Source organism: Pseudomonas sp. NY8896 (assembly GCF_039634505.1).
Genome location: NZ_CP132351.1, coordinates 390,720 through 413,813, shown reverse-complemented (window position 1 = coordinate 413,813; position 23,094 = coordinate 390,720). Strand labels below are relative to the sequence as shown.

Sequence of the window (23,094 nt, the reverse complement as noted above, 5' to 3'; positions counted from 1 at the left end):
CGTGTCAGGCAAATAGTTTTCGGTACTGGATGAAACCCGAGCGAGCAGCGATGCGGTCGTAAAGCTGCATGCCGTTATGGTTGGATTCGTGTGTCAGCCAGTGCACACGGGACGCCCCACGACGTTTCGCATCATCATAGACATGCTCAATTAGCGCCCGGCCGATACCCTTGCCGCGTGCATCGGCAGCAACAAACAGGTCCTGAAGATAGCAATAGTCTTCTGTTGTCCAGGAAGATCGATGGTAGATCGAATGCACCAGCCCCAACGCTTGATCGTCGACCATGGCAAGTGCCGCATGCATCGGTTCGACCGGGTCCAAGAAGCGGGCCCAAGTATTCAATGTCACGAACTCGGGGATATCCACTTCGTAAAATCGCTGATAGCCCTTCCACAGCGGAAGCCAAATATCAAAATCGCTGTTATCAACGGCTTTTATCTCGACTGATTGCATTAAATGCTCCTGAAAATTGGAAAGCTGCCCTCTGCTGTATAGAGACAGTTGAGCGGACATGGCCGAACACCTCCAGCGGGCAATCGAAGCAATCTGCACCGACAATCCGTCCGGCGCCGATTCGTCGGCCGAAAAGAGGGGTGACGCAGCTGCCTCATCGCCCTACTCACCCAGTGCTCACAAGTCTTTCACCGTGCGAGCCCCGCAACCCTTTACTTAGCTGCTACGCGTGGCGGCCGTCGCTGCCACCTAGATTGTGGTAACATCGCCCATTTCCGCATTGATCACTGGCGAGAAAAGAGGGCTCATCGTGACGCCTTGTTAGGCATGGCCGCATTGCCATTGGTGTCGACGACGAAGAGTGCAGTCTGCTGTGCCGGCTCGGTCTTGTGCACGTAACGGGAGATCGAATGGATCGCGTCTAGTTGTTCGGACCAACACTTATTCGCCCCGATAGATACGAGTCTCTGCGTCATTCACCGCGTCTGATGGGGGTCACACCGTACTTGTGGTAGTAGGTGCTCCTGATCTCGTCCTGACTTCGAAGAGGGTGGGCATAGACATGGGCCGGCGAAAGCAATGCCGTAATCGAAGTGGTTTCGATTTTGGCAACGTGATTGACAGGATACTCTACGCCATTTGTCGCACGAACCCAGTCCGCGATCATCAAATACTCGTCATTGCCTGGCGGTAGTATCAACGCACGGCCCCTGAATCGATAACCACGCCTCTGGAAGATGTCGACTACGTTAATTTCTACGGCGGGATTGCGCCTCAAGTTCCGTATCGTCCCGGGCGATGCGATATCGGCGAAGTAGAGAGCGCCGTTCCTGACCGTCAAGGACGCCTTCGGCGAAAGATTAGGCGTTCCGTCCGGGTTGACTGTCGCGACGAACGATAATATTGCCTGTTTGATGATCGACTCTATGTCGGCATTGATCTCGGTCATATACCCTCGCTTGAAAAGAATTTGAGCATGCTCCATGCCTTGCTCACCAGAACTGACTAATTGTTAATCCCAAGGTGAGCTTCTCGATCGACTCGTCTGTCTTCGTGACATCGTGAGTATGCTTGTCGAGCCAATAAACGAAGTTCTTGATCTGTGAGACACGAAGCTAGACTAGCTATACCAGTTATGCAGGCAGCCGCCTGCAGGACATGGCCATTAACTCCGCCAGTTCGGGGCACTTGGTTATATCCAGTCGTTTGGTCCGTATAGGTCTTTCCTTGATAACCATGTGAACCCTTCGCAAAGTTTGCCAAACCCCACAGCAATGCACAAAGCCAATACACCATAGTTCGTCCTCCGATTTGAAGGTTGACCAGACACGATTTCGCGCCTCCTCCAGTGCGCCAGACATCCTGAATTCGCCTCAAGCACCCTGCCCGGCCACCGGAAGTCGCTTCTCGACATATCCCGACGCGAGTGCCTGGAGTCCGAACGGAATGCGCTCTATCTCCGTGCCGGTTGCCGCATCCCGTCTGACCAGCTCGGTCGTATCGAAGTCGTACTCCCAGTGACCTGGCTCGTTCCACTTGTGCAGGAAGTGGGTGTAGAGCGGCACGAACAGGCCCTGGTTCGGTTCCGTGTGTTGCAGACCGAACACGTATTCAGGTTGTTCCTAGATCTTTCCTTGATAACCACGTGAACCTTCGCAAGGTTTGCGTTCTTGACGTTATTTAACCGGTGTGGTCAACGGATTGTCATTGGTGTCGAGGACGAAGACGGCGAGAAGCTTTGCCGGCTTGGTCTTGCTCGCGTTGCGGCTGATCGAATGGATCGCACCCGGCTGTTCGGACCAGGTGTCGCCTGCCCGATAGATGATCGTCTCGCCATCATTCACCTTCGACTCGATCGCCCCCGAGATCACGTATGCGTAGATAAAGGCCGACCTCGCATGGGTGTGGGACGGGGAGGCCGCCCCGGGTGCGTAATCGACTTCCACGGCAATCAGCGACTTGCCCGGGATATTAGGAATGGCCGCTTCGAAGTTCTTCTTGACGGTCTCCGCTTGGTCATCATGGGCCAAAACGGGGACTGCAATCGAAGTGGCGAGGGTCGCACAGGTGGCGGCGATGAAGTTTCGGATCGTCATGGACTGAGTCTCTCTGAGTATCGGTTTGTCTTTGTCCTTCATTGCTTCCAGCTGGCCTTGCTTTAGGCCGCTGTCACTGCCAGTCCGCGCTGCACCGCCGGACGCGCGAGGCCACGGTTAAGCCACGCCTGCACATGACGAAAGCGGTCGAAGCCGACAAGCTCGCGCGCTTCGTAAAAGCCGATCAGGTTACGTACCCAGCCAAGCAGCGAAATATCGGCGATGCTATAGGCAGCGCCCATAATCCAGTCGCGGCCCGCAAGCCGTTCGTCGAGGACACCGAGCAGCCGAACTGACTCGGTTACGTAGCGGTCGAGCGGACGCTTGTCCTCATAGGCTTTGCCTGCGAATTTGTTGAAGAAGCCGACTTGGCCGAACATCGGCCCGACACCGCCCATCTGCCACATCAACCACTGGATCGTTTCGTAGCGCGTGTTGGGATCGAGGGAGAGGAACTGCCCTGTCTTGTCGGCGAGATAGATCAGGATTGCTCCCGATTCGAACAACGCCACCGGCCGTCCGCCCGGACCGGCAGGATCGTAGATCGCTGGAATCTTACCGTTGGGGTTGAGCGCGAGGAACGCCGAATGGTGGTTCTCGTTCGCCATGATGTCGACGCGGTGCGGCTCATAGGCAAGGCCCGTCTCCTCCAGCATGATGCTGACCTTCACTCCGTTGGGCGTCGGTAAGGAAAAGAGCTGGAGCCGATCGGGGTACTGCGCAGGCCAGCGCGTAAAAACTGGATGATGGAGTGTCACTTTCTTCCTCCTAGACCTGTTGGGTCATACGTAAAGCCCGGATGCGTTTCCAAGATTCGCTCCTGGGTGCCTCCGGGCTTTGGTTTTACGCTCGCATGAGATGACACCTTCCACGACTCGCGGAGATGGTCGATGCGAGCGTATAGAGGTCAGATCGCCCCTGCCGGAGTAACGACGGGGAAGTCCTTCTCGGGGTCGAACACGTTATTGAAAAAGTTCGTCAGGGAGTACATGGCAACCAATGCGACGATCTCCATGACATTCGCATCTGTGTAGCCGGCCTCGCGGACTGCTCCGAGATCGGCGTCGGTGACTTTGCCGCGGGCCTCGAGAACTTTGCTCGCAAACTGGATCGCGGCGTCGCGCTTCAGGTCGCGAGCATGGCCCTGACGAGCGAGAATGACTTCATCGGCCGGCATTTTGGCCATGTGCTCGGCCGTAAAGCTGTGAACCCCCAGGCAGTAGTTGCAGCCATTCGCCTCGGATACAGCAAGCCCGATGCTGTCACGGGTCTTCACGTCAAGCGCCTTGCTCAAGGAACCGAGCAGGGTGGCCCACGCGTTGAAGGCGATCGGACTCTTGGCGAAGATCGCCATCATATTTGGGGTGAATCCGATGTTCTTGGTGAACATATCGAGAGTCGCTTTCGAATCAGCCGGAACCTGTTCCGGTTTCAGAGCAGTAGATCTTTGCATCGTTGTCTTCCTTTCAGTTACTGGTTTCACTAATTGAGGAAAGTTCACGTAGGAACTATCCATTGGGTTACTTCGTGCCCAAGTCTTGGGTCGAAGTTGGTTAGGCTTTCAAGTGGAAGTTCCCTTAAGGTTACTTCCCACTTAAAGACCGAATAGTTGTTAGGCGCGATCACGGTCGCCGCGAGTATCTAGATCAGATCCAACACCTCATCCAGCGGACGGCGCGGCTTCTGTGCCCAGTTACCTGGACGCTCGGCGCCTATGGACAACAGCATGACCGGCACTTCGTCCTCGGCCAGGCCGAACTCGCGGTGCACCGCTTCTGCGTCGAAACCGATCAGGGTGGCTGCAGGGTCGTAATACTTGGCGGCGCTGCGGCTTAGGATGCATTCGATGACGGCATTTGACATTGGTGACTCCTTCATCAGGTGATTAGGTGTCTCCACTTTAGGTCTGCCGGATGCTGATATCGAGACGCGATTTGCTCAATAAAATGCTCAAAAGGATCAAGAGAACGTGTCAAGCCATCGCTAAACCGCGGAACTGCAGAGCGTCGTTCACGGCGCGCTTCCCACCGGAATGGTTTTTGGAATGGGCGGCACACCTCGAACAGCTAGTGCGCCGGTGCCTCCCTGGAATTAATGCGAGATTCGCCGTCTCTCAGAAGTCGAAGCCCGCTACCCGCAGCTACGTAAGGCGCAAATCGGGGAATGGATAACACCGATATCAAGCACAGCTATCAAACGATTCAGGATCGAGTCCCCGGAAAAGGACTATCTGAAGATATGGGCGACTAGCGCCTCGTCCGGGCTACACACCGAAAGTGGAGGGAATTACTCGACTTCGTTTACTAGACTGCGCCATTGCCCCGGTGTCATCCCCATCCTGTCGGTGAACACACGCCGGAATGCCGATACGGATTGGTATCCGACAGACTCGGCCACCGCCTCGGTGGTCATCGCAGGCTTCTTCAACTCGTTCGCGGCCAGGCTCATCCGGATATCGGTCAACAGTTCGACGGCCGAGCGCCCCAGCGCGTCCTGAAAGTGCCGCATGAAGGTGGCGCGAGACATGCTGCACAAGTCAGCCAGATCAGGCAGGTTCCATGGTCGCGCCGGATCGGCGAACATGGCCGAAATTGCCGGGGTCAACCGTGGGCGGCTGGTCAGCGCCAAGCCCGTCGAGACTTGCGCGGATTCACTTGCCGCACGCAGTACTAGGGTAAACAGCGCCGAGCTAAGCGCATTGAGGATGGCATATCTACCGGGTTTGTCGCCTGTGGACTCCATGCGCAACAGCCCCAAGAGACTAGCCAGATGATTCGAAGCGGGCTCGATGTCCTCTTCACCATGGCTGTCCATGACCCGTACCACCAGACTCGAGGGTAGAAAATTCCGAATCAGCCGATCATGGGGCGGTCCGATAAAGAATCGTCCACACAACAGGTCCAGATGCTCGCCCTGGCCATCATTCTCGCAGTGCCTCGATCTAGCTGAACCTTGGCGATTGCAGGTAAGCCCTGGCGCATGTCCGCTGCCATCGTGCAGCACGTGCGCCGACCCGCGCGGCAACAGCACGATATCTCCACTCCCCAGCTCCCTGGCCGTCTCCTTTTCCGGAACTTCGATAATGGCCCGGCCCTTGAGCACGACGTGGTAGGGAATCTCGTGCGCCGAGGACTGAGCCCAAACCATTCGCCATGGCGAACCGTAGACACAGCGCACTTCCAACTGACCGGTGATGGTGATCATTTGCAGGAGATGGCTCAACCAGTCGATATGGGGCATAGGACCTCTGGAATTTGAAGTGCTTGCTCACTATGCAGAGCTGCCGTAACTCAAGGCTCTGGAACTAGGTAACGGCCGATCAAAGTCGATCTAATCGCAGCGGCACCGTTCGTATCGACGCAGCGCGACAGCAAGTGGTCAATGTTGTCCGTAGAAATGAAACTCTTGCGGTGCTTCGCAACTATGAAAGTGCGCGCACCATTCTTGATACCCGCCATCAAATTCAGCAGCGCAGGCAAGACCTCTAAAGGAATTCGCGGAAAGCTGCTTACCGCTCGTTTGCCCCTTCGAAGGAAACCTCGGTGGGACAGAAGAGCCATTCAGCATCACGCTTTGCAAAGGAGCAACATGAGCTCATCTGCCGAATTACTGAGTGTAGAGCCTCTGCACAACGAGGCTCTTTTCGTTTATTGGCTTAGAGGTGGATAGCCGTGGGTATAAATCCAGTCAGATGCTTGGGCCGGTACGTGGCAGCCCTGACAGTCCAGCTTGTGGTCCGTTGAGCTAGTATTCTTGGGATCAGTTGCCTCGAACCAAGCCCAACCCCATCCGTCACCCCAAAGTTTGTTATTCGGGTATCGGCCGACGTCGTCTTTCACCATGACGAACCAGCCAGCTAGGGTGCCAGCACTGCTTACTGTTCCGGTTGTCATAGGTTTAGTTGTCGTCTTGAACACCTCCTTCACGAGGACAGTGCCATCGGGAAAGTGCCCAGCCTTACGGTATGCGGCGATGGTTCCAGGAGATGCATAGACCACGTGCATCTCCTTTGAGCCTGGACTACCGTCCGCAGCAACTGCCCAAGTGCCCAATACCTGATAGGTGGTCCGGTAGTTGGAGGGAACTTGCATATTTCCTTTGTCGTCGACTATGGCTGCGGTGCTTTCTCCGTACGGTGAGCGCATATCAGACTGCCCGTAGACATTGACGACAACTATCATGAATAGTCCTGCCAGTACGGCAAGCAAGGGCCTGACGACTCTCATGGTACTGTTCCTCGTGTTGGTGAACTGAAGACGTTTGTTGACGATTTCACTTGTCCAGCAGCGGGTAGAATTGTGTCCAGACGTCGTCTTTTTTGGCGCTCGCCATGTGGCAGGAAGCACATTCAGCCTTAGGCTTCGCCTTGGCTGTTGCAGCCTTCGGTTCATGGTGGTTGAAGTTAAAGTAACCCCAGCCTCCAGTGTCGGCATATCGCTTAGAGTCTTTTACGGTCACGTCGGCGCCATTCAACTTCCCGGGAAAGTAACCCCGCCCGGAGGCCTCGGTGCGTGATCCATCCGGGTTATCACCCGGGATAGTCAACTGCAGCTCTTTGAAAAAAATTGTTCCTTCCGGAAACTCACCGGTCCTCTTGTATATCTCGTATGACCCCGGCTCTATATAGACGTTGTGATACTCTGGAAAATTTGCCTTCCCGCCGTTAAGCCCATTGGGAGTAAGGGGAGAGCCAACAAATATCCATTCATTGAAATTTTTCGGAAGTATCAACTCACCCGACATCGTATATTCGGGGAGGTATCGCTTTCTAGCCTGCATACTCCCGTCCTCAGATGAGGACTGGGAGAGTGCGGCGGTCATGACAAGAGAACTGGAAACCGCGACAGCAATTAGCAAGGGAATACGCATAGGTAACTCCTTCTAGTCGACGAACGGTAGGGGGTGTGACGCTAACCCTACAGACGTGCCGATTGGTCTCGAATAGGTTCCGATTCGTCTTTAACTTCAGATTTTATTCATTTAGTTGCATTAACATTCAAATTGGTCTTAAATTTCGGTCATCCCCTAGCAGCACTAGTATTTACCCAGATGCTCGAATCGTTCTTATCGGCGCACGTGATCCTGGATCATTTGCTAGCAGTACTTGATATCGGTGTTACCCATTTCACCGTTTGCGACATACGCAGCGGCTGGGGAATACGCTTCGATTCCTGTGAGAAAGCAAGTCTGCATTATTGCCTGGAAGGGGCTGGCATATTGGCTGTTCGTGGAGGGCCATCCATTCAACTTGAGCCGCACAGCTTCGTACTCTTGCCACCGGGAGTTGCGTACCATCTTGAAAGCGCGTCACCAAAACCGGTGCAGCTTGAATGGAGGGCGCGCATGCACGGGGTGCCAGTACAGGAATCCGTCCCGACAGTAACCGCCGGAGAAGGTCAGCAGGGTGTCACTACGGCGTGCGGAGAGCTCCGCGTCGGATTGGCTGATGGAGCGGACCTTTTCGCCACTTTGGGAAAGCCACTGGTTGTCCACTTTGGTGATACAGGCGGGTTGCGGGACCAATTTGTGATGCTGTTGGCGGAGTCGGCTCGTCCGGGAGTCGGTTCACGTGTATTGACTGAGGCATTGCTTAAGCAATGTCTAATATTGGCCTTGCGGCGCTGGATCGAAAATGATTCCTCGCCATTACCCTGGTTGGCCGCTATGGCTGATACGCGACTAAGTCGAGCTTTGCTCGCTATTTTTGAGCAGCCCGCCGTCGCATACACGGTAGACAGTCTCGCGCAAATCGCAGGCATGAGCCGTTCGGCTTTTGCTTCCGCATTCCGGACCGCTTTTGGTCAATCGCCGATGAGCTTGGTCAAGTTGGTGCGATTACGTCGCGCCAGTGAACTATTGATCACTACTTCACTTCCAGTAACTGAGATCACGAGGCGAGTTGGTTTCTCCAGTAGGAGTAATTTTTCACAAGCATTTAGCCAACTTTACGGCATGGACCCTAGTCTCTATCGCCGGACGTACTCCGTGAGTAGAAAAGTGTAGCATCTTCTAAAGCAGCACCGAAGAGTGCAATCTTCATTGCTGAATGCAACGGAGTCTACTTGCCAGATGAGAGGACAAACTTCAAAGAAATCATTGCCAGTCGATGCCGTTTGGGATTTCTGAAACTGCCAGTAGGAGGTATTGCAAATGATCCAGTTCTATTATCACCCGACGCCTAATCCGGCCAAGATTGCGCTCTTTCTCGAAGAAGCTGGGTTGGATTACAAGGTCGTGCCGGTGGATACCAGCAAGGGACAGCAGCACGACCCGGAATTTCGCAAGATCAACCCGAACGGCAAGGTCCCAGCGATTGTAGATCCGGATGGTCCAGACGGGCGTCCTGCAACACTCTTCGACTCCACGGCGATCTTGATATACCTCGCCGAGAAGACGGGGTGCTTCCTCGGTCAAGCGCACGATCGCCCACAGCTCCTGTCATGGTTGCTATTTCTAGGAAGTGGCCTAGGTCCGTTCTCGGGACAAGCCGTACATTTCCAGTATGCGGCACCTGCAGGCTTGGACTACGCCGTCAATCGTTATCGTCGCGAGGCTGAACGTCATTACAAGGTCTTGGACGATCATTTGACAGATCGGGAGTTCATAGTCGGCAGTGAATACACTATAGCCGATATGTCTGCCTGGGGCTGGCTAGACAGAGCATCCCGAGTTATGAAAGGCACCGAGAACCCGTTAGCGCCCTACCCGAACATTATACGTTGGTTCCAACAGATTGATGCCAGGCCGGCTGTCAAGCGCGCGCGGATGGTCGCGTCCGGTGTCGAATTTAAGACGGTAAATGATGAGGAGACCCGGCGCGCACTTTTTCCCTCGAACTTCCCATCGGTCCCATAAATGGCCGGCGGCATGAATCATACCTTTCGAGATTCCTGAGGCTGTAATCGAACTCGAAATTACCGAGGCTTTTTCCTCCTATACCGCAAGCTTGGATCAAATTAATCGACGTATCGGTCAGGTGCGTCGCGAGGTTATTTTGCGGATAGCCCTCGAAACTGAAACTAAGCGGTCTCCGCACAGGGCCCGCCATGGCGAGCGCTGCTTGGTAGGGCGCGCGCAATGAATCTCGGGCGGCGAAGTAGCTAGCATTCAAGACAATGCCCCGTCAATCTAATTGTTTAAGAAACTCATTCTTAAATATTGACTTCCTATCTATATATCAGCCCGGCGCTGAAAGACATGGGTCACAATTAGCAATGTCAATGTCATTGATATATAGGCAACTATTGCGTGGATCGCCAATGATGGGCCACCACTGAACATCATTGATTCATTTCCGCCAGGAATCATGCAAGCCGCCAACCCCATAAGCGCACCACCTATTAATCGTTGAGCAATTAACCTGATATCCAGAGCGTACAGTTTTATTTCGCCACTGTATCTTGCCGCCAACAGGGCGCCGAGAAATGTGGCGATTGAATAAATCAGGACTGATGATTGTGGTTTGCTCGAATTTGTTACCAAACCTTCAGCTATTCGAATAAGGATTGCCAGGTAAGTCCATTCTCCATTCAACGCGTGAAGGATCGCGCAGCACGCTCCTACTACTATGATCATGGGTAGAAGGTAATAAGAATCTAGGCGAGTGGGTTTTGTTGTGTCAGTCACCCGATGATTGCGAAAGTACCTCCAAACGTCCAGCAATAAAACGAGCGCATAAACACTGACAATGCTCACGGCCAACGACGTGGGCATCTGCAGAGGCGAAACGTTGGTGGACAACGCCGGCTTATACGTGAACTGGCCGATGAGCGCACCGATAAACATACCAAATAGTGTGCCTACATAGTTTAGATCGCCCTTGGATAAAAATACGATGGTACCCAAGACGCAGGCCCTATTTAACCAAGCTCCAACACCGAAGAGTGCGCCCCCCACTACGGTGACTAGTGTCGCCGCGTACTCGGCGGACATACCGCCGGCGCCTGGAAAGAGCCAGGCAATGGCCACAAGCATGAGCCCAGAACAACACATGCCGGTAATAAACGCTCTTAGATGAAATGCATTACGGTGTACCACCCATTGATGCACCGCTGCCACGGCACAAATATTTCCCCGCTTGATCGCGAAACCCGTTACGAATGCCAGGATAGTGCTCAAGACCAACATGCCCATCAGGAATGCGCTCCGCTAATTAGTTACCAGACGCAACAAATCACACCTGCAAACAGAAATGCTATGCACACCTTCAAACACCACTTGCGAAGCTAACTGCCTTAAGTATTTCCGCCACGCACCATGGATCTTTACAATCTTTCCCACTTAAAACTTGGCTTGACGCTGGTATAGATCCCTATGTTTTTTTGCAGTCTGATCTTCTGAGATATCGCTTAAAAAGCATTGAACAAAAAAGGCCTTCTAGTAAAACTAGAAGGCCTTTTTTAAGCGTTTACCGCTTTCGCCCTAACCGATTTCCTGTTCAAGCGCAGTAATCGAGGTGCCGGCAATAAAAATAGAAGCCGCAAGAAGACCCAAATCCTTCAGCAAGAACTGGCCTGGAACCACTGAAATCGCCGGGAAGCCGAGAGTAGGTTCGAATACACCTGGAGTGGTCAACATGAATGACAGCGTTGTAATGAACAGACCGGCGGACAGGATACCACCCAAAATCGACAACTTGGGTGAGAAGATTCGAGCTGCGATTAGCACGCCGATGGAAATCTCCAGAACGCCGAGAAAGTTCGAGAAGCCCTGAATACTCATGAAGCTGTACATCCAGGAAAGAAGCGGGCTATTGCTGACAAACCCGTGAATGCCGTTCGCTTCATACCCGGAAAATTTCATTCCGCCGAACCACAGGTAAATAATGGTCATGGCAAAATAAACCCCCCCCACTCCGAAGCGGGTTACTTGTGCACCTATACCTTTTTTGAAGGGGCTGAGTGCATTAACGTGGCTGATGGTAGAGGTTGTCATAATGTATCTCCGGAATATTAATGGATGTTTTGCCGATTATTTCGGTGTATCGTGCACCTTTTGCACGACCTTTCCGAAATGTGCCCTTTAGTGCAGCAATGAATCGAACTCATGAGCAAGTGAGTGACAGGAAGTGCCTTATAAAACATCAGCAAAAGCGTGAACCCTGATGTTTTCTTGGCTCCAACTGCTGCATCGTTTGACGTATGAATCGAGCAGCTTTTTCAAAGCGAGTGCAGGATTACGTAACACCGTCGTCCTCCAGTGACGATGCGCATTGCACGTTGAGTACGGTGCCATAATGCAACGGAAAACAATCATTTTGGATGCAGTCAGTCCATGATATGCTGCAGATCGTCCACACTGAGGTGAGCCATGGATCGTTTATCCACGCTATTGACGCTATTCGGTGTCCGCGCCGACCTATTTTACAGCGGTGGGTTTTGTGGGGTGAGCTCGTTCGACGGAGCGAATCGGAGAGGGCACATTCATCTGCTGCAGGAGGGCGAGTTGGGGTTGGCCATTGCGGGGCGGCCGCTTTTGCTTCTGACCGAGCCGAGCCTGATTTTCTTTCCCCGGCCGAGTCAGCACCAGTTGGTTGGCACTGAGTCCGGCGGTGCTCGCTTGCAATGTGCATCTCTGGAGTTCGCAGGCGGCGCGAACAATCCATTGGCAGCGTCGCTGCCTGATCTGATCGTGCAGCCTCTGAGCGAACTTCCGATGCTTTCAGACACGGTTAAATGGTTGTTCGCTGAGGCTGCCGGTGATCATTGCGGTCGCCACGCGACACTGGATCGACTGTTCGAGCTTACAGTCATCCAATTGTTGCGACATCTGCTTGATCATCAGCAGCTCAAAACCGGGATGATGGCGGGCTTGTCGGATGTTCGTCTTGCCCGATCGCTGGTAAGAATTCACGAAGAGCCGCATTATCCATGGTCGATCTCGGAACTGGCCGGCGAGTCGAATATGTCGCGGGCCAGCTATGCAGCGCATTTCAAGGATGTCGTAGGACAGACCCCGGCCGAGTATCTGTTGAGCTGGAGGATCAGTCTTGCTCAGAAGCTGTTGCGAGAAGGCCGCCCTATGGCCTTAATTTCCGAGCAGGTGGGATATGAAAGCCCTTCTGCCTTGGCTCGTGCATTCCGGCGCAGAACTGGCTTGAATCCTCGTGACTGGATGAAGTCCGTCAGAGCGAATGGCGCCTCCCTGAACGAGGGCGCTCGCCGCTGAAGTGCGGAACTTTCGCGGGGGGGGCTGAACGGTTCAATGGGGAAAATGGACAACCTGAGTCACCTCATCAGCTCGCTGGCGCCCCAGGGCAAGCAGCTATTGCCAGCCTTGGGGTAGAACGGTTCGATCAGCATCAACAGCCCGGCCCAAGGCACCACTTACTCCATCTCTGCCAGAAAGCGCTCGCGCCAGGTCTGTTTACGTTTGCCGGCGTACTCGGTATCGGAAAGGCTCATCTGGGTCATGCGGCAGGGCTCGGACTCATCGACGGCACGATTTCGGCAAATCGGGTGGGACTCGTTCGGCGTTTCCTCAGCTCCTCACTCACTTCAAATCAGGTTTGGACGATCAGTCGCATATTAGAGAGCTTCTGCGCTCGATTGATCGATTTCATTGGGTAAATTGGCCCCGTGTCCAAGTCGCGGCACTTTGTTAGCCCGGAGATACTTGATGTCCTGCATCGCTGCCCTTACCCCCCTCCAGACTCCCGCCGCCGCCCTCCCCTTACTCGCGGGCGTGCAGAAAACGGTGGGTTTCGTGCCCAAATTTTTCAAGACCCTCGCCAACGCCCCCGCCGCGCTGGCCGGCTACCTGCGGTTATCCCAGGCCCTGGCAAAAGGCTCCCTGAGCGCCGTAGAGCGTGAGTACATCGCGCTGGCCGTGTCCGAGTCCAACGGCTGCGATTACTGCCCGGCCGCGCATACCTTCTGCGAGAAGACCGGCCTGACGCCCGAAGAGATCCGACGAGCGCGCAAAGGCAGCCTGAATGCCCTGACCGTCCTGGCCCGTCAGCTAGCCCAAGGGCGCGGTCACCTGAACGACGAACAGATCGCCGTTGCGCGCGCCGCCGGTTTTTCCGACACGAAGCTGATTGCCGTGGCGGCCGAAGTTGGCGTCATGACCCAGAGCAACTACGTCAACAACATCGCTGTCACCGACATCGACTTCCCCCCGGCAGCCCGATAACGCAAAACCTGCCGGCAGCTCTACTGCCCGCAGACTCGGAGAACCAACCATGAGCGACGTGATTATTTACAGCACCAGTACCTGCCCCTACTGCGTTCGCGCCAAGGCGTTACTGCGCAGCAAGGGCATCGAGCCGCAAGAGTTCAATGTCGAATCGAGTCCATCACGCTTTGCCGAAATGCTCGCGCGCAGCGGCGGCCGCCGTAGCGTGCCGCAGATTTTCATTGACGGGCGCCACGTGGGCGGCTTCGACGACCTGGCAGCGCTGGATCGCAAGGGGGAATTGCTGCCCCTCCTGAGCGCTGGCTGAACTGGAACGCGACCTTGCCTGCCGGCGTACCCGGCGTCGGTGAAGGTCATCTGCTGCATCGGCCAAACTCGCGCAACGGGAACGGCGTACTTCACTCGACAGTAGGGGTAGTGTAGAACCAGCATCGCGTCTAGATCGTGAGTTGGATGTCGCCCCTTACTCCTCGAGGATTGGGGGCTCTTCCTGCTTCATCCAACGATTGATATGACCTATTAACTTCGCAACCCACACGCTTCGATTCTTCGGGTGTATTAGTTTGGAGATAATGATCGTCCGGCTGACGTCTGCCGAAAGACTCCGATGACGCTTCTTATCCCACTTGTCCGTAATCAGGTTTGGCCAACGTCCCAGATAGCAGGTGAGCTTCAGTAGTTTGTTAATCTCAGTCGAGGTCAATTGCTGATAGTTTCTGTCTCTGATTATCGCCGTGCACTGTCCAGTCTCCTCATCTTTAAGTTCAATCTCTAAGATATAGAAGAGTCTACCACTCCTCACGCTTGAGGAGACCTCAATGCAGGCGAGCTGTCGAGCTCGAACCCCGTCCTTTGATGTTACAAGATTCCACTTTCGCCTCTTATCCATGGGTGGAAAAGAAGTGATCTTCTCCTTGGCGTTACCGGCGTCGCCTTCTTCGTGTGGATCGGATTTTTTGCGCTTAACTTTTATGGGGATTTCGCCATTTATCTCAATAGATGTGGCGATCCATCCTTGAGGCCGGGTTTTGTTCCTAAACTCTTCTATCATCTCAAGAAATTCTAATAACTTAGAAGAGGTCAAAGGTTCTGGGGTTTTAAATTCATCGACGCAGAGAATCCCCTTTGACGACGATTTATAGTCTCCGTCTCCCATGCCCAGGCCATTGCCGGGTGTATCGGTCGGAGACGAAGAGCCGCTCCCAGAGCGCTCCTTGTTGGCGCGGTCATAGTCGATGTTTACTTCGGAGCTTCCAGCGAATGGCGAGGCGCTTTGTGCTAACTCGCGGTGCTGTAATGTCGCGTCCGTATCGGTGTCGTCGATCTCGTCATCTTCATCATCCGGATCATGATCAGACACGACATAGTGCTGGTGGGTATTCTGTGTACCAGCTTCGCCACCCTCAGCCTTCGTGCTGCCAGCTCCATGTACGGTTAGTGATGAAAACTCCAAAGGGAATGTGCAGTGATGTATCTCCATGGCGAAGATTGCTTGATCATTAGCCAGCTGCATGGGCTGACCGGAAACACTTAGATTCGTCACGCCTTTAAATGGAAAATTTACGTCAATGGCCAATGCAGATTGCGGACCACCCAGAGAGTTGGTCGCCCTGATTTTTGTGATTCGCTTGTTTACCGCAAAAATTTCCTCTTTAAAGGCTGAGCTTGCAAGTGCTCGCCCTAGCACTTCAATCTCTAGTCTTTTGAGCTGTTTGATTTCGTATAGATTAATCTTGCCACGATTAGATTGGTTCGCCCCCCGAGCGGCCACTTTAAAAACTCACCCATCTCACCTCTCAAGACGGCTGTTAAAAGTCTTCCTGAGACCCCCATGTAGAATCGTAGAAGCTCAGAAGCTCAGAAGCAGGAACTACCATCCACTTGTAAACGGGGTGGCCAACGATCCGAATCAAGGCGTATAGCGTGGCGTAAAGGTCTTCGTAGTTATCCTTGGGCAGAAAATCGGCCGCCGCTATTCCAGCCTTGGTCCAGGCGTCATTAAGCTTTACTGCTCTTTGATATGGGTAATTGCAGCCCTGTGTTGTTTCAACGGTCAGAAGCTCATTCAGTGGCTCAGGCTTGCTATGGAATTTGCCCGAGTGCCAGACGGACCCAATGGTGAGGATGCAAAGCCATTTGGAATGAAGGGTGAGGGTCTTGGGCGGCGTGCCAAGGCGGGCATCAATTCTATAAGGATCAGCAAAGTCATCTTTCAGGCGAGAAAGCACCATTCTCACCTTTAATCCTTTCTCAGATTCAGCAACCTGTGAAACGCCGTCTACACGCCAGAAACCCTTGAGTTTCTTGAGGGGGCCTGCTTTGTACTGATCCATCCAGTCATAGCTAATTTCCATTTACCAATGGAATATTCCACTTGGCGATGTTTTTCGCAAATTCCTTTAGAGCTGACATTGTAGGTGGGTTTACCTTTGTCTCGCTGCTCAATCACCTGCTTGAGCCTGACTATCTCCTCTTGCGCCAATGCTAATTTCATCTTCACTTCCCCAGACTCAAGCTTCGCATCAGCCAAGGCGCTGTGAAGATCCGCCAGTATCATTTTGAAGTCCGCATCTTCGAGCTTTTTCGAGAGGTCTCGCAGCTTCCCTGACGCTTCAAGCGCCTGCTGAATCAGTACCATCAAATCCATGGAAATACACCGCCTTGCTTAGTGGTATCGGTTAAGCGCATACAGTTGACAGATTGTAGGTGTGAAAGCGAAAAGGGTCGGACTTTTAGCCGCTCAGCCAGTCTGTCCTGGAGGCCTCACCTGATCGCGATCTTGACCACCATCACCGTACCGGCGGAAACTCATCGGCGACTTCAACCTTGGAGCTGATTATGGATGAGCATCGCGACCCGCCTGTACGACTCGACTATTTCCGCTTAGTCAAACGCCTCAACGAACATCTAGCCAGCCTTGGTCAGGAGCGCATAGATGAGGACATGCAGGAAGCATGGGCCGGGTACTTCCAGGAAATGGCCATCACTCAGGACGAAATCGACATTATCGGTCCTTGGTACATTAAGCATTACTCCATAGGTCTCTCGATTCCTTCGCTACGTCAGTACGTGGAGCATCTTCGTAGACACTCCACCTTGCCAGACCAGCGTATCACTGGAGGAACCGAAAGCGATGCGGTCACCATCCTCGAAGCATGCGCAGCACTGGGACTCGATCGATACCGACTTTCCGACGCGCTTTTCCAGGCTGCCGCATTGGTTCATCACGCGGCCTATCGTGTGGATCTTCCAAACATTGATCCAGAAGATATCCGGCAGGAGATAGAGAGCCGCGCACGGCTCGCAGACTACTTCTCTCGTGACATTCTTAATGAGGCCCAGAACGGTGTCGGGGCCGCAGCCAAGCTGGGAAGAACTCTTTTTCCACGTCATTGAGCATCATTCGATGCCCCCATGGTGATGCGCCAAGGCAGGAGGAACAACTTGAGTACCACTCGCGATTTAAGCAAGCCCCTACTAGCGATCGATGGTCCCGACCAGGCGACTGGCGCGCTTGGCCGAAAGACTATTTTGTTTCTGTGACGGTGTGGGATAGCAAACGAGTCAGCGAGCAGCCACCGCCGGTCACTTACCGTCTGCGTCACCATGCCTGCCAAGGTCTGGTGTGGGCCAGTGAAGATGCGCAGGACCTGAGCGATCCGGCTCAATCTTGAGTGCTAGCAATAACCGGAGTGATGCGTAGTCAGAAACGGTAATCGACCCCAAGGCTAGCGCTGCGGGGAGCCCCTGGGAAGTTGGAGTTGTCGCTGCTAGCTTTGGCAGATACGAAGTACTCTCGATTCCACGGGTTGTCGCCGCTCACATCGTAATCCTGACCGCTGTATCCACCTGCCAAAGCGGCTGTCGTATTCGAACCGGTCGATACCTTCGAAACTCGTCGTAGGGAGGCTCGCCTATGGGACCTTCATCTGTCGCCGGAGGCAGTGGGATGCGGCATCCGAGCCAAAACACTCGCGGTTGATCGGAAAAACAAGCATCTTAAGCTGAGTGCCGCATACTGCTATCTGCGCTTTGAAAATCCCTGATGGATTCCAGCCCTCTTTGATGCTGCGGTCTGTAGCCCCTTAGCTGGAGGTGCTTATGAGCACTCCCTTTGCGCGCATCCAATCTAAGTGCGAGCCTGCTACTGCATCGGACACGACTGAGAACAAGGTAGCCTTGATTGCCACCTTGGCGATTGAGGCCAATTCAGACTGTAGTGGTCTAATGAAACCGGACACCCATTTAGGCGAGAATGCTCGCCACAGAGAGGTGTCTGATGACCAAGCAACGTCGTACCTTTACCCCTGAGTTCAAGCGCGAAGCTGCCTGCCTGGTGCTCGACCAAGGCTACAGCCATGCTGAAGCAGCCCGCTCGCTCGGTTTGGTCGAGTCGGCCCTGCGCCGTTGGGTCAACCAGCTTCAGCAGGAGCGTGGCGGCATCACGCCGACCAGCCAAGCGTTGACGCCAGAGCAGCAAAAAATCCAAGAGTTGGAAGCTCGGATCACGCGCCTGGAGCGCGAGAAATCGATACTAAAAAAGGCTACCGCGCTCTTGATGTCGGAAGATCTCGAGCGCATACGCTGATCCGTCAGCTTAGCGCCCATGAACCCGTTGATTTCCTGTGCGAAGTGTTTGAAATCACTCGCTCAACTTATTACGCGCATCGCCACAAAAGGCGGACGCCTGACGTTGAGCGCCTGAAGTTGCGCAGTCGAGTGAATGAGCTATTCACACAAGGTCGAGGTGCACCCGGCAGCCGCAGCATCAAGTTAATGCTGCAAGATGAAGGCGAGAAAATCGGACGATTCAAGGTGCGCAGCCTGATGCGTGAGCTGTCGCTGGTCAGCAAGCAGCCAGGGTCACACGCTTACAAGAAAGCAACGGTGGAGCGGCCGGACATTCCGAATGTGTTGAACCGAGCGTTTGATGTCGACGCGCCAAATCAGGTCTGGTGTGGCGACATCACTTACATTTGGGCGCAGGGTAAATGGCACTATCTGGCGGTTGTCCTCGATCTCTATGCGCGGCGCGTGGTGGGCTGGGCTTTGTCAGAAAGACCGGATGCAGAGTTGGTCATCAGGGCGCTGGACGTGGCGTACGAACAACGTGGAAAGCCCCAAGGGCTGCTGTTTCACTCCGATCAGGGATCGCAATATGGTAGCCGTCAGTTCCGCCAGCGATTGTGGCGCTACCGCATGCGCCAGAGCATGAGCCGCCGAGGCAACTGCTGGGATAATGCGCCGATGGAGCGGGTGTTTCGCAGCTTGAAAACAGAGTGGATACCGGTCACGGGCTACCTGACCGGACAGCAAGCTCAGCGAGACATTAGCCAGTACCTGATGGATCATTACAACTGGATAAGACCCCATCAGTTCAACGATGGGCTGGCTCCGGCCAAAGCTGAGGAAAAACTCAAAACTGTGTCCGGGATTAGTTGACCACTACAGACCGTACGATCGATGCGTACCTCGGCGGGCTGCAGATGTACAACGACCTTTTCGAGTGGAGGCTGAACGTATATCCCAAAAAAGCGCTCGACCTCATTATCGACTGCTTCCTCCCCGCAGAATCGGTACCCCAATCGATTTTGGAGAAAGGCGTTTCTGCAGGCAGAATCCGCTCTAAGCTTTTCCAAACCGGAGACTGGATATCAGCCAAGCAGTGGATTTATCTAGCATCGTCCTCCAACCCTGGCGTCGAGATAGACCCTGATGAGTTGTTGGCCAATGGGAAGATTTTTTCTCTAAGACCGGGTAAGGTTGATTTTTCCCTACATACGGCTTAGACGGTCGCAATGGATACCAACCGATCCACATCCTTTGCGATGTGTTGTCGGTGCTATCTGCCAGGATGAACGCCTGGTCAATCGCAGTAAGGTTCCAGTCCGAAAATATTTCTCTCGGCGGTGTCGCGCCGAAAGTATTGCTGGCGTTCGCACCAGACAAGGTCCTGGCGGCGGCAAAGGGCAAACCTAGACGGAATCGTGTGAGCAGATAATTGTATTCAGATCCCGTGTAAGGGTTTAAGACGTGTCTCGACCCGGTGTCCGTGGCCGACGATGTTTTTGAGGGCGCTCTGCCATATGCGTATGCGACGCTCGGCGCCTGAAGCACCATACAGCTGCCGAATGGCACTTGAAGGAATGTAAGATGAGCAGCAAACAAGCACCTCCGAGGCACCACATTCAACGACCTCTCTTCCGCGATTGCTATTCGACAGTGATCAGGGCAGTTGACGCCCGCTATGACGTACGCGGCTATTTGCTGGCGGAACTTGTGAAGCTATGCTTAAAGAATCGAGCGACAATCCCGCCTGCCAGACGCCGTTACTACGAATGCAATGTTCAGGAGCAAGCTATAACTTATTTGGAGCAATGTACGAGTCGTCTACTATTTGGCCCTAATGGACGATTCTCGCCCGACGAGTACCGATACAGCCAATGTTGATGTTCTTGAGGGTTCCGCTCAAGCGTGATTATTGACCCAATAGCAATTTAACCATCAAAAAAATCACTACCGGAACCGCCGCGTCTGGATTGAGAACATAACACATCCAGTTACCAGTACACGCCATATTCGATTCGTAGTAAAAAATCCACTACTTGTTCGAACCCAGAATGACTAACAAGCAACGTACAAGGTGAACTCCAGCCAAGGCCTAACGCCCGATCAGAGATCCAACGCGTCGCAATGGCTCGCCGTCCGAACACTCGTTGCGCCACAGATAAAATCCAAGCTTTTCGCCATTCGTAATAGCGCTGATCAGCGGCCCAACATCCCAATTGAGCAGCCTCGTTAGGGCCGATGAGGCGAGTCGGTACCATTGTCAAAGCTCCTCTAGGTCAGGCCAAAAAACCATAGGAGCAGCATGTTAACTCAGATAAGTCTGGAGCCAGAAGCCTGGAGCGAATGTCACCTTGAGGGTATTTTTCAAGAGGTCAAGCAGGCGGAGGATTACATCAACCGATCGATTTACCCTGACCAGCTTGCATCCTAGCCGCACAGGTCTGTGGGCAGAAGCGATTGCGGGGTACATCTCAGCTCGGTCGCTATCCGATAGAGCTTCTCAATAGTCAGATTTACCTCCCCTCTCTCTATCCGCCCTATGTAGCTCCGATCCATCTGGCAGGCGAAAGCTAAAGCGTCTTGCGAAATCCCAACCATCACTCTCTGCTCTCGGACTTTGCGTCCTAGAGCCCTCGCCAACTTTTGCATATCCGCCTCGGTGTACATAAGGCGGGACTATCAGCGTTTGCGGGTTGATCGGCGACGGATTATAATCCGCATTTGATGTATTTCTGCTAGCTAGGTGCCTGTATGAAACCGGCTTCATTCGCTCTCGACAGGCACGTCTATGAGCTTCTACAAAGCGGCGAGCTAGACAGCTTCACCTGTCGCGGCCTTCGAGACGCCTATGCCCGGTCATATGGCGTAGCGCGCGAGCATACTTCTGATCTCCGGCGCTATATTTTTAGGCAGATCCTCCGCCTCGAAAGGATCGAATGGGTCGTACGAGACCCAGAAAAGCGCGGCCGCGACCAGCTCTATCACCTCCAGGATCTACCACCTTCAGTCAACCTCCGCTTGATTGACGAGGGGTATCAATTCTTCGCCCCTCGTGCCGAGCTACCTGCGGAGGACACCGAAAAAGGTGCCTCGACCAACGAGCACACAGCTCGACGTCTCCAGGCAATGGTCAAAGAAACCCGATTGGACTTCCTCACCTCAATGGGCGAAGCGGAAAGGTACAAGCAACTGTTGGAAGACCTGCCACACCTCCACTCGAAGCTGGAAAGCGACTACGTGGAAGCGAGAGATCGTAGCTCCCGCCTGCTAGGTCACCTTAAAGCGGTTGAAAAAACCCTAAAAATACTAGGTATTGAATGAGCAGAGTTCTAAGAGAGTGGCAGACCTCATGTATCGAGAAAGCACTACGACACTTTCAGGTAAATAGGCATTTCTTTTGCCAAGCAACGCCAGGAGCAGGCAAGACGAGAATGGCTGGCGAATTGGCAAAAGAGCTGCTCAAAAAAAATGTTATCGATCTTGTGTTGTGCTTCGCGCCGTCCTGCCAAGTAGTCGATGGCTTCAGGGCTACGTTCTCAAAAATACTTGGGCGTCGAATGGACGGATATGTGGGAGCAATTGGTGACGCTTCTACTTACCAAGGCATGGATGCGAAAGGTGAGGAATTTTGGGAGCTATTTGAACAGTATCGGATATTAGCGATATTTGACGAAATTCACCACTGCGCGGGATATGACCTTCAATCCGGCAACACTTGGGGAGCGACAATTATATCCAAAATACAAAATCAAGCGACATTCACTTTGTCTTTATCAGGCACGCCTTGGAGAACAGATGATAAAGCCATTGCACTTGGACGCTACTCAGCGCCTGCTGGAGCGTTGGCCCGTGATTATCACTATGGACTTCAACAGGCTATTGACGACAAGATTTGTAGATCCCCGAGAATAACCTTAGTTGACAACCACAACCTACAGTTAACCCAAAAAAACCAACAGAGCCGACTAACATCTAATTACGACAGCTTCGCCCATTTACTTGAAAGCTCACCGCTTTGCTTTGAAGACATTCTATGGAATGAAGACGTAATAGATCACATTCTCGACCTAGGCTGTCGAAAACTATCTAAAATCAGGAAAGGAAACCCATCTGCTGCTGGACTTATCGTTGCATCTGACACTAATCACGCTAAGTTAATCGAGAGCAAGCTCAAACGCCGCGGCGAAAACTGTCGCGTGGCTACGTCGAAAACTGGTAGCGCTCAAGATAAAATCAACGAGTTTAGATCTGGGATTGGTTGCTGGATTGTTGCGGTAGGCATGATTAGCGAGGGCACTGACATTCCTCGCTTACAAGTATGCTGTTACCTGAGTCGCATTCGCACAGAACTGCACTATCGTCAGGTCTTGGGCAGAATTCTCAGACGAACAGGGGTCAACGATGATCAAGCTTGGTTATTTGTGGTAGCCGAACCTTCACTTATAGAATACTCGCGACGGCTCTCTGATGATCTGCCTCAAGACCTGGCTGTTATCAGCATGCAGACTGTACCGCGACCCCAGGAGAAAGAAGCTTTAACAGGCGGAGAAAACAAAGGTATCGACACCTGGCCGATCCTCACAGCCGATACTGGCCGCCCCTCCAAAGTGGATTACCTTGAATCTGCTCCAAATTCGCACTCATCAACGAGCTACGAATTGAGCGTATCGTCACAGTTTCGAGCCGAGCTGTTAGAAATCTCATAGACTTAGATTAGAGCGAGCCTTAAAACTAGCCAGACTACACAATTGCGCATACCAAGAACTAGTCTAGACTATGAGTGCAGCTCTGCGAACATCGGTTTGCAATAAGCTTTTGAAAACCTAGATACAAACCTGC

At 53.3% G+C, this 23,094-nt stretch carries 24 protein-coding genes and 1 pseudogene; 9 read left to right on the top strand and 16 right to left on the bottom strand.

The genetic code is table 11. From position 1 onward, the window contains the following. Window positions 1-4: 4 nt before the first annotated feature. The 10 genes and pseudogenes from Q9451_RS33835 to Q9451_RS33790 all read right to left on the bottom strand — a co-directional run bounded on the left by Q9451_RS33835 (window position 5) and on the right by Q9451_RS33790 (window position 7,419). On the bottom strand, window positions 5-454 hold the full coding sequence (locus tag Q9451_RS33835; protein ID WP_311165571.1) for a GNAT family N-acetyltransferase: 450 nt from the start codon (window positions 452-454) through the stop codon (window positions 5-7). A gap of 472 nt (window positions 455-926) precedes the next feature. Beyond that, on the bottom strand, window positions 927-1,403 hold the full coding sequence (locus Q9451_RS33830) for a pyridoxamine 5'-phosphate oxidase family protein (protein ID WP_311165528.1): 477 nt from the start codon (window positions 1,401-1,403) through the stop codon (window positions 927-929). Window positions 1,404-1,827: 424 nt separating this feature from the next. Next, window positions 1,828-2,061 (bottom strand): hypothetical protein, encoded by a 234-nt coding sequence (locus tag Q9451_RS33825; RefSeq protein WP_311165527.1) that lies wholly within the window; start codon window positions 2,059-2,061, stop codon window positions 1,828-1,830. A gap of 69 nt (window positions 2,062-2,130) precedes the next feature. Then, window positions 2,131-2,550 (bottom strand): cupin domain-containing protein, encoded by a 420-nt coding sequence (locus Q9451_RS33820; RefSeq protein WP_345960972.1) that lies wholly within the window; start codon window positions 2,548-2,550, stop codon window positions 2,131-2,133. Between the two features lie 62 nt (window positions 2,551-2,612). After that, window positions 2,613-3,308 carry a glutathione S-transferase N-terminal domain-containing protein gene (locus Q9451_RS33815; protein WP_311165525.1) on the bottom strand — a complete coding sequence of 232 codons (696 nt, stop codon included), beginning with the start codon at window positions 3,306-3,308 and terminating at the stop codon, window positions 2,613-2,615. 149 nt (window positions 3,309-3,457) lie between these two features. Further along, window positions 3,458-4,003 carry a carboxymuconolactone decarboxylase family protein gene (locus Q9451_RS33810; RefSeq protein ID WP_311165524.1) on the bottom strand — a complete coding sequence of 182 codons (546 nt, stop codon included), beginning with the start codon at window positions 4,001-4,003 and terminating at the stop codon, window positions 3,458-3,460. Between the two features lie 188 nt (window positions 4,004-4,191). Next, window positions 4,192-4,344, bottom strand: a pseudogene (locus Q9451_RS33805) (nitroreductase family protein); the annotation flags it as partial. 492 nt (window positions 4,345-4,836) lie between these two features. Further along, entirely contained in the window at window positions 4,837-5,790 is a 954-nt protein-coding gene (locus Q9451_RS33800; RefSeq protein WP_311165522.1) for an AraC family transcriptional regulator, read from the bottom strand. 407 nt (window positions 5,791-6,197) lie between these two features. Continuing rightward, window positions 6,198-6,731 (bottom strand): cytochrome P460 family protein, encoded by a 534-nt coding sequence (locus Q9451_RS33795; RefSeq protein WP_345960720.1) that lies wholly within the window; start codon window positions 6,729-6,731, stop codon window positions 6,198-6,200. 91 nt (window positions 6,732-6,822) lie between these two features. Beyond that, entirely contained in the window at window positions 6,823-7,419 is a 597-nt protein-coding gene (locus Q9451_RS33790) for a cytochrome P460 family protein (protein WP_311165520.1), read from the bottom strand. Window positions 7,420-7,599: 180 nt separating this feature from the next. On the opposite strand from Q9451_RS33790, the gene Q9451_RS33785 reads away from it, so the two are divergent. Together Q9451_RS33785 and Q9451_RS33780 are read left to right on the top strand one after the other, a co-directional pair. Then, window positions 7,600-8,553 (top strand): AraC family transcriptional regulator, encoded by a 954-nt coding sequence (locus tag Q9451_RS33785; RefSeq protein WP_311165519.1) that lies wholly within the window; start codon window positions 7,600-7,602, stop codon window positions 8,551-8,553. A gap of 147 nt (window positions 8,554-8,700) precedes the next feature. After that, window positions 8,701-9,405, top strand: a complete 705-nt coding sequence (locus Q9451_RS33780; RefSeq protein ID WP_311165517.1) for a glutathione S-transferase C-terminal domain-containing protein — start codon at window positions 8,701-8,703, stop codon at window positions 9,403-9,405. Between the two features lie 315 nt (window positions 9,406-9,720). On the opposite strand, the gene Q9451_RS33775 is transcribed toward Q9451_RS33780, so the two are convergent. Together Q9451_RS33775 and Q9451_RS33770 are read right to left on the bottom strand one after the other, a co-directional pair. After that, the gene (locus tag Q9451_RS33775) at window positions 9,721-10,683 is read right to left on the bottom strand and encodes a YeeE/YedE thiosulfate transporter family protein (RefSeq protein ID WP_345960721.1); all 963 of its coding nucleotides are present in this window, start codon (window positions 10,681-10,683) and stop codon (window positions 9,721-9,723) included. A gap of 288 nt (window positions 10,684-10,971) precedes the next feature. Then, window positions 10,972-11,484 (bottom strand): DUF417 family protein, encoded by a 513-nt coding sequence (locus Q9451_RS33770; protein WP_311165515.1) that lies wholly within the window; start codon window positions 11,482-11,484, stop codon window positions 10,972-10,974. A gap of 375 nt (window positions 11,485-11,859) precedes the next feature. On the opposite strand from Q9451_RS33770, the gene Q9451_RS33765 reads away from it, so the two are divergent. The 3 genes from Q9451_RS33765 (at window position 11,860) to grxC (ending at window position 13,993) form a co-directional block, all read left to right on the top strand. Further along, window positions 11,860-12,717 carry an AraC family transcriptional regulator gene (locus Q9451_RS33765; RefSeq protein ID WP_311165513.1) on the top strand — a complete coding sequence of 286 codons (858 nt, stop codon included), beginning with the start codon at window positions 11,860-11,862 and terminating at the stop codon, window positions 12,715-12,717. Window positions 12,718-13,167: 450 nt separating this feature from the next. Next, on the top strand, window positions 13,168-13,683 hold the full coding sequence (locus Q9451_RS33760; RefSeq protein WP_311165512.1) for a carboxymuconolactone decarboxylase family protein: 516 nt from the start codon (window positions 13,168-13,170) through the stop codon (window positions 13,681-13,683). Between the two features lie 49 nt (window positions 13,684-13,732). Then, entirely contained in the window at window positions 13,733-13,993 is a 261-nt protein-coding gene (grxC, locus tag Q9451_RS33755) for a glutaredoxin 3 (RefSeq protein WP_280290913.1), read from the top strand. 156 nt (window positions 13,994-14,149) lie between these two features. On the opposite strand, the gene Q9451_RS33750 is transcribed toward grxC, so the two are convergent. From Q9451_RS33750 to Q9451_RS33740, 3 genes are read right to left on the bottom strand one after another with little or no spacing between them, the layout of a single operon-like run. Continuing rightward, complete coding sequence (locus tag Q9451_RS33750; protein WP_345960722.1) at window positions 14,150-15,457, bottom strand: hypothetical protein; 1,308 nt, start codon at window positions 15,455-15,457, stop codon at window positions 14,150-14,152. A gap of 37 nt (window positions 15,458-15,494) precedes the next feature. Next, a complete protein-coding gene (locus tag Q9451_RS33745) occupies window positions 15,495-16,040 on the bottom strand; it encodes a hypothetical protein (RefSeq protein ID WP_311165510.1) in 546 nt (181 codons plus the stop codon). Continuing rightward, on the bottom strand, window positions 15,965-16,333 hold the full coding sequence (locus tag Q9451_RS33740; RefSeq protein ID WP_311165509.1) for a hypothetical protein: 369 nt from the start codon (window positions 16,331-16,333) through the stop codon (window positions 15,965-15,967). The genes Q9451_RS33745 and Q9451_RS33740 overlap by 76 nt, the downstream gene beginning before the upstream one ends. Window positions 16,334-16,524: 191 nt before the next feature. On the opposite strand from Q9451_RS33740, the gene Q9451_RS33735 reads away from it, so the two are divergent. Together Q9451_RS33735 and Q9451_RS33730 are read left to right on the top strand one after the other, a co-directional pair. Beyond that, window positions 16,525-17,082: a hypothetical protein gene (locus Q9451_RS33735; RefSeq protein WP_210172150.1), complete on the top strand. Its 558-nt coding sequence runs from the start codon at window positions 16,525-16,527 to the stop codon at window positions 17,080-17,082. Window positions 17,083-17,965: 883 nt separating this feature from the next. Next, window positions 17,966-19,128, top strand: a protein-coding gene (locus Q9451_RS33730; protein WP_176704564.1) for an IS3 family transposase whose coding sequence is annotated in 2 segments (ribosomal slippage) — window positions 17,966-18,221 and window positions 18,221-19,128 — 1,164 coding nt in all. Because the reading frame shifts where the segments join, the coding sequence is not laid out codon by codon here. A 1,554-nt stretch (window positions 19,129-20,682) separates the two neighbouring features. On the opposite strand, the gene Q9451_RS33725 is transcribed toward Q9451_RS33730, so the two are convergent. Beyond that, entirely contained in the window at window positions 20,683-20,904 is a 222-nt protein-coding gene (locus tag Q9451_RS33725; protein WP_110994395.1) for a helix-turn-helix transcriptional regulator, read from the bottom strand. Between the two features lie 102 nt (window positions 20,905-21,006). Here Q9451_RS33725 and Q9451_RS33720 point away from each other — a divergent pair, with 102 nt between their 5' ends. Further along, window positions 21,007-21,576 carry a hypothetical protein gene (locus Q9451_RS33720; protein WP_311165505.1) on the top strand — a complete coding sequence of 190 codons (570 nt, stop codon included), beginning with the start codon at window positions 21,007-21,009 and terminating at the stop codon, window positions 21,574-21,576. Continuing rightward, window positions 21,573-22,961 carry a DEAD/DEAH box helicase family protein gene (locus Q9451_RS33715; protein WP_311165504.1) on the top strand — a complete coding sequence of 463 codons (1,389 nt, stop codon included), beginning with the start codon at window positions 21,573-21,575 and terminating at the stop codon, window positions 22,959-22,961. The genes Q9451_RS33720 and Q9451_RS33715 overlap by 4 nt, the downstream gene beginning before the upstream one ends. Window positions 22,962-23,094 lie beyond the last annotated feature (133 nt).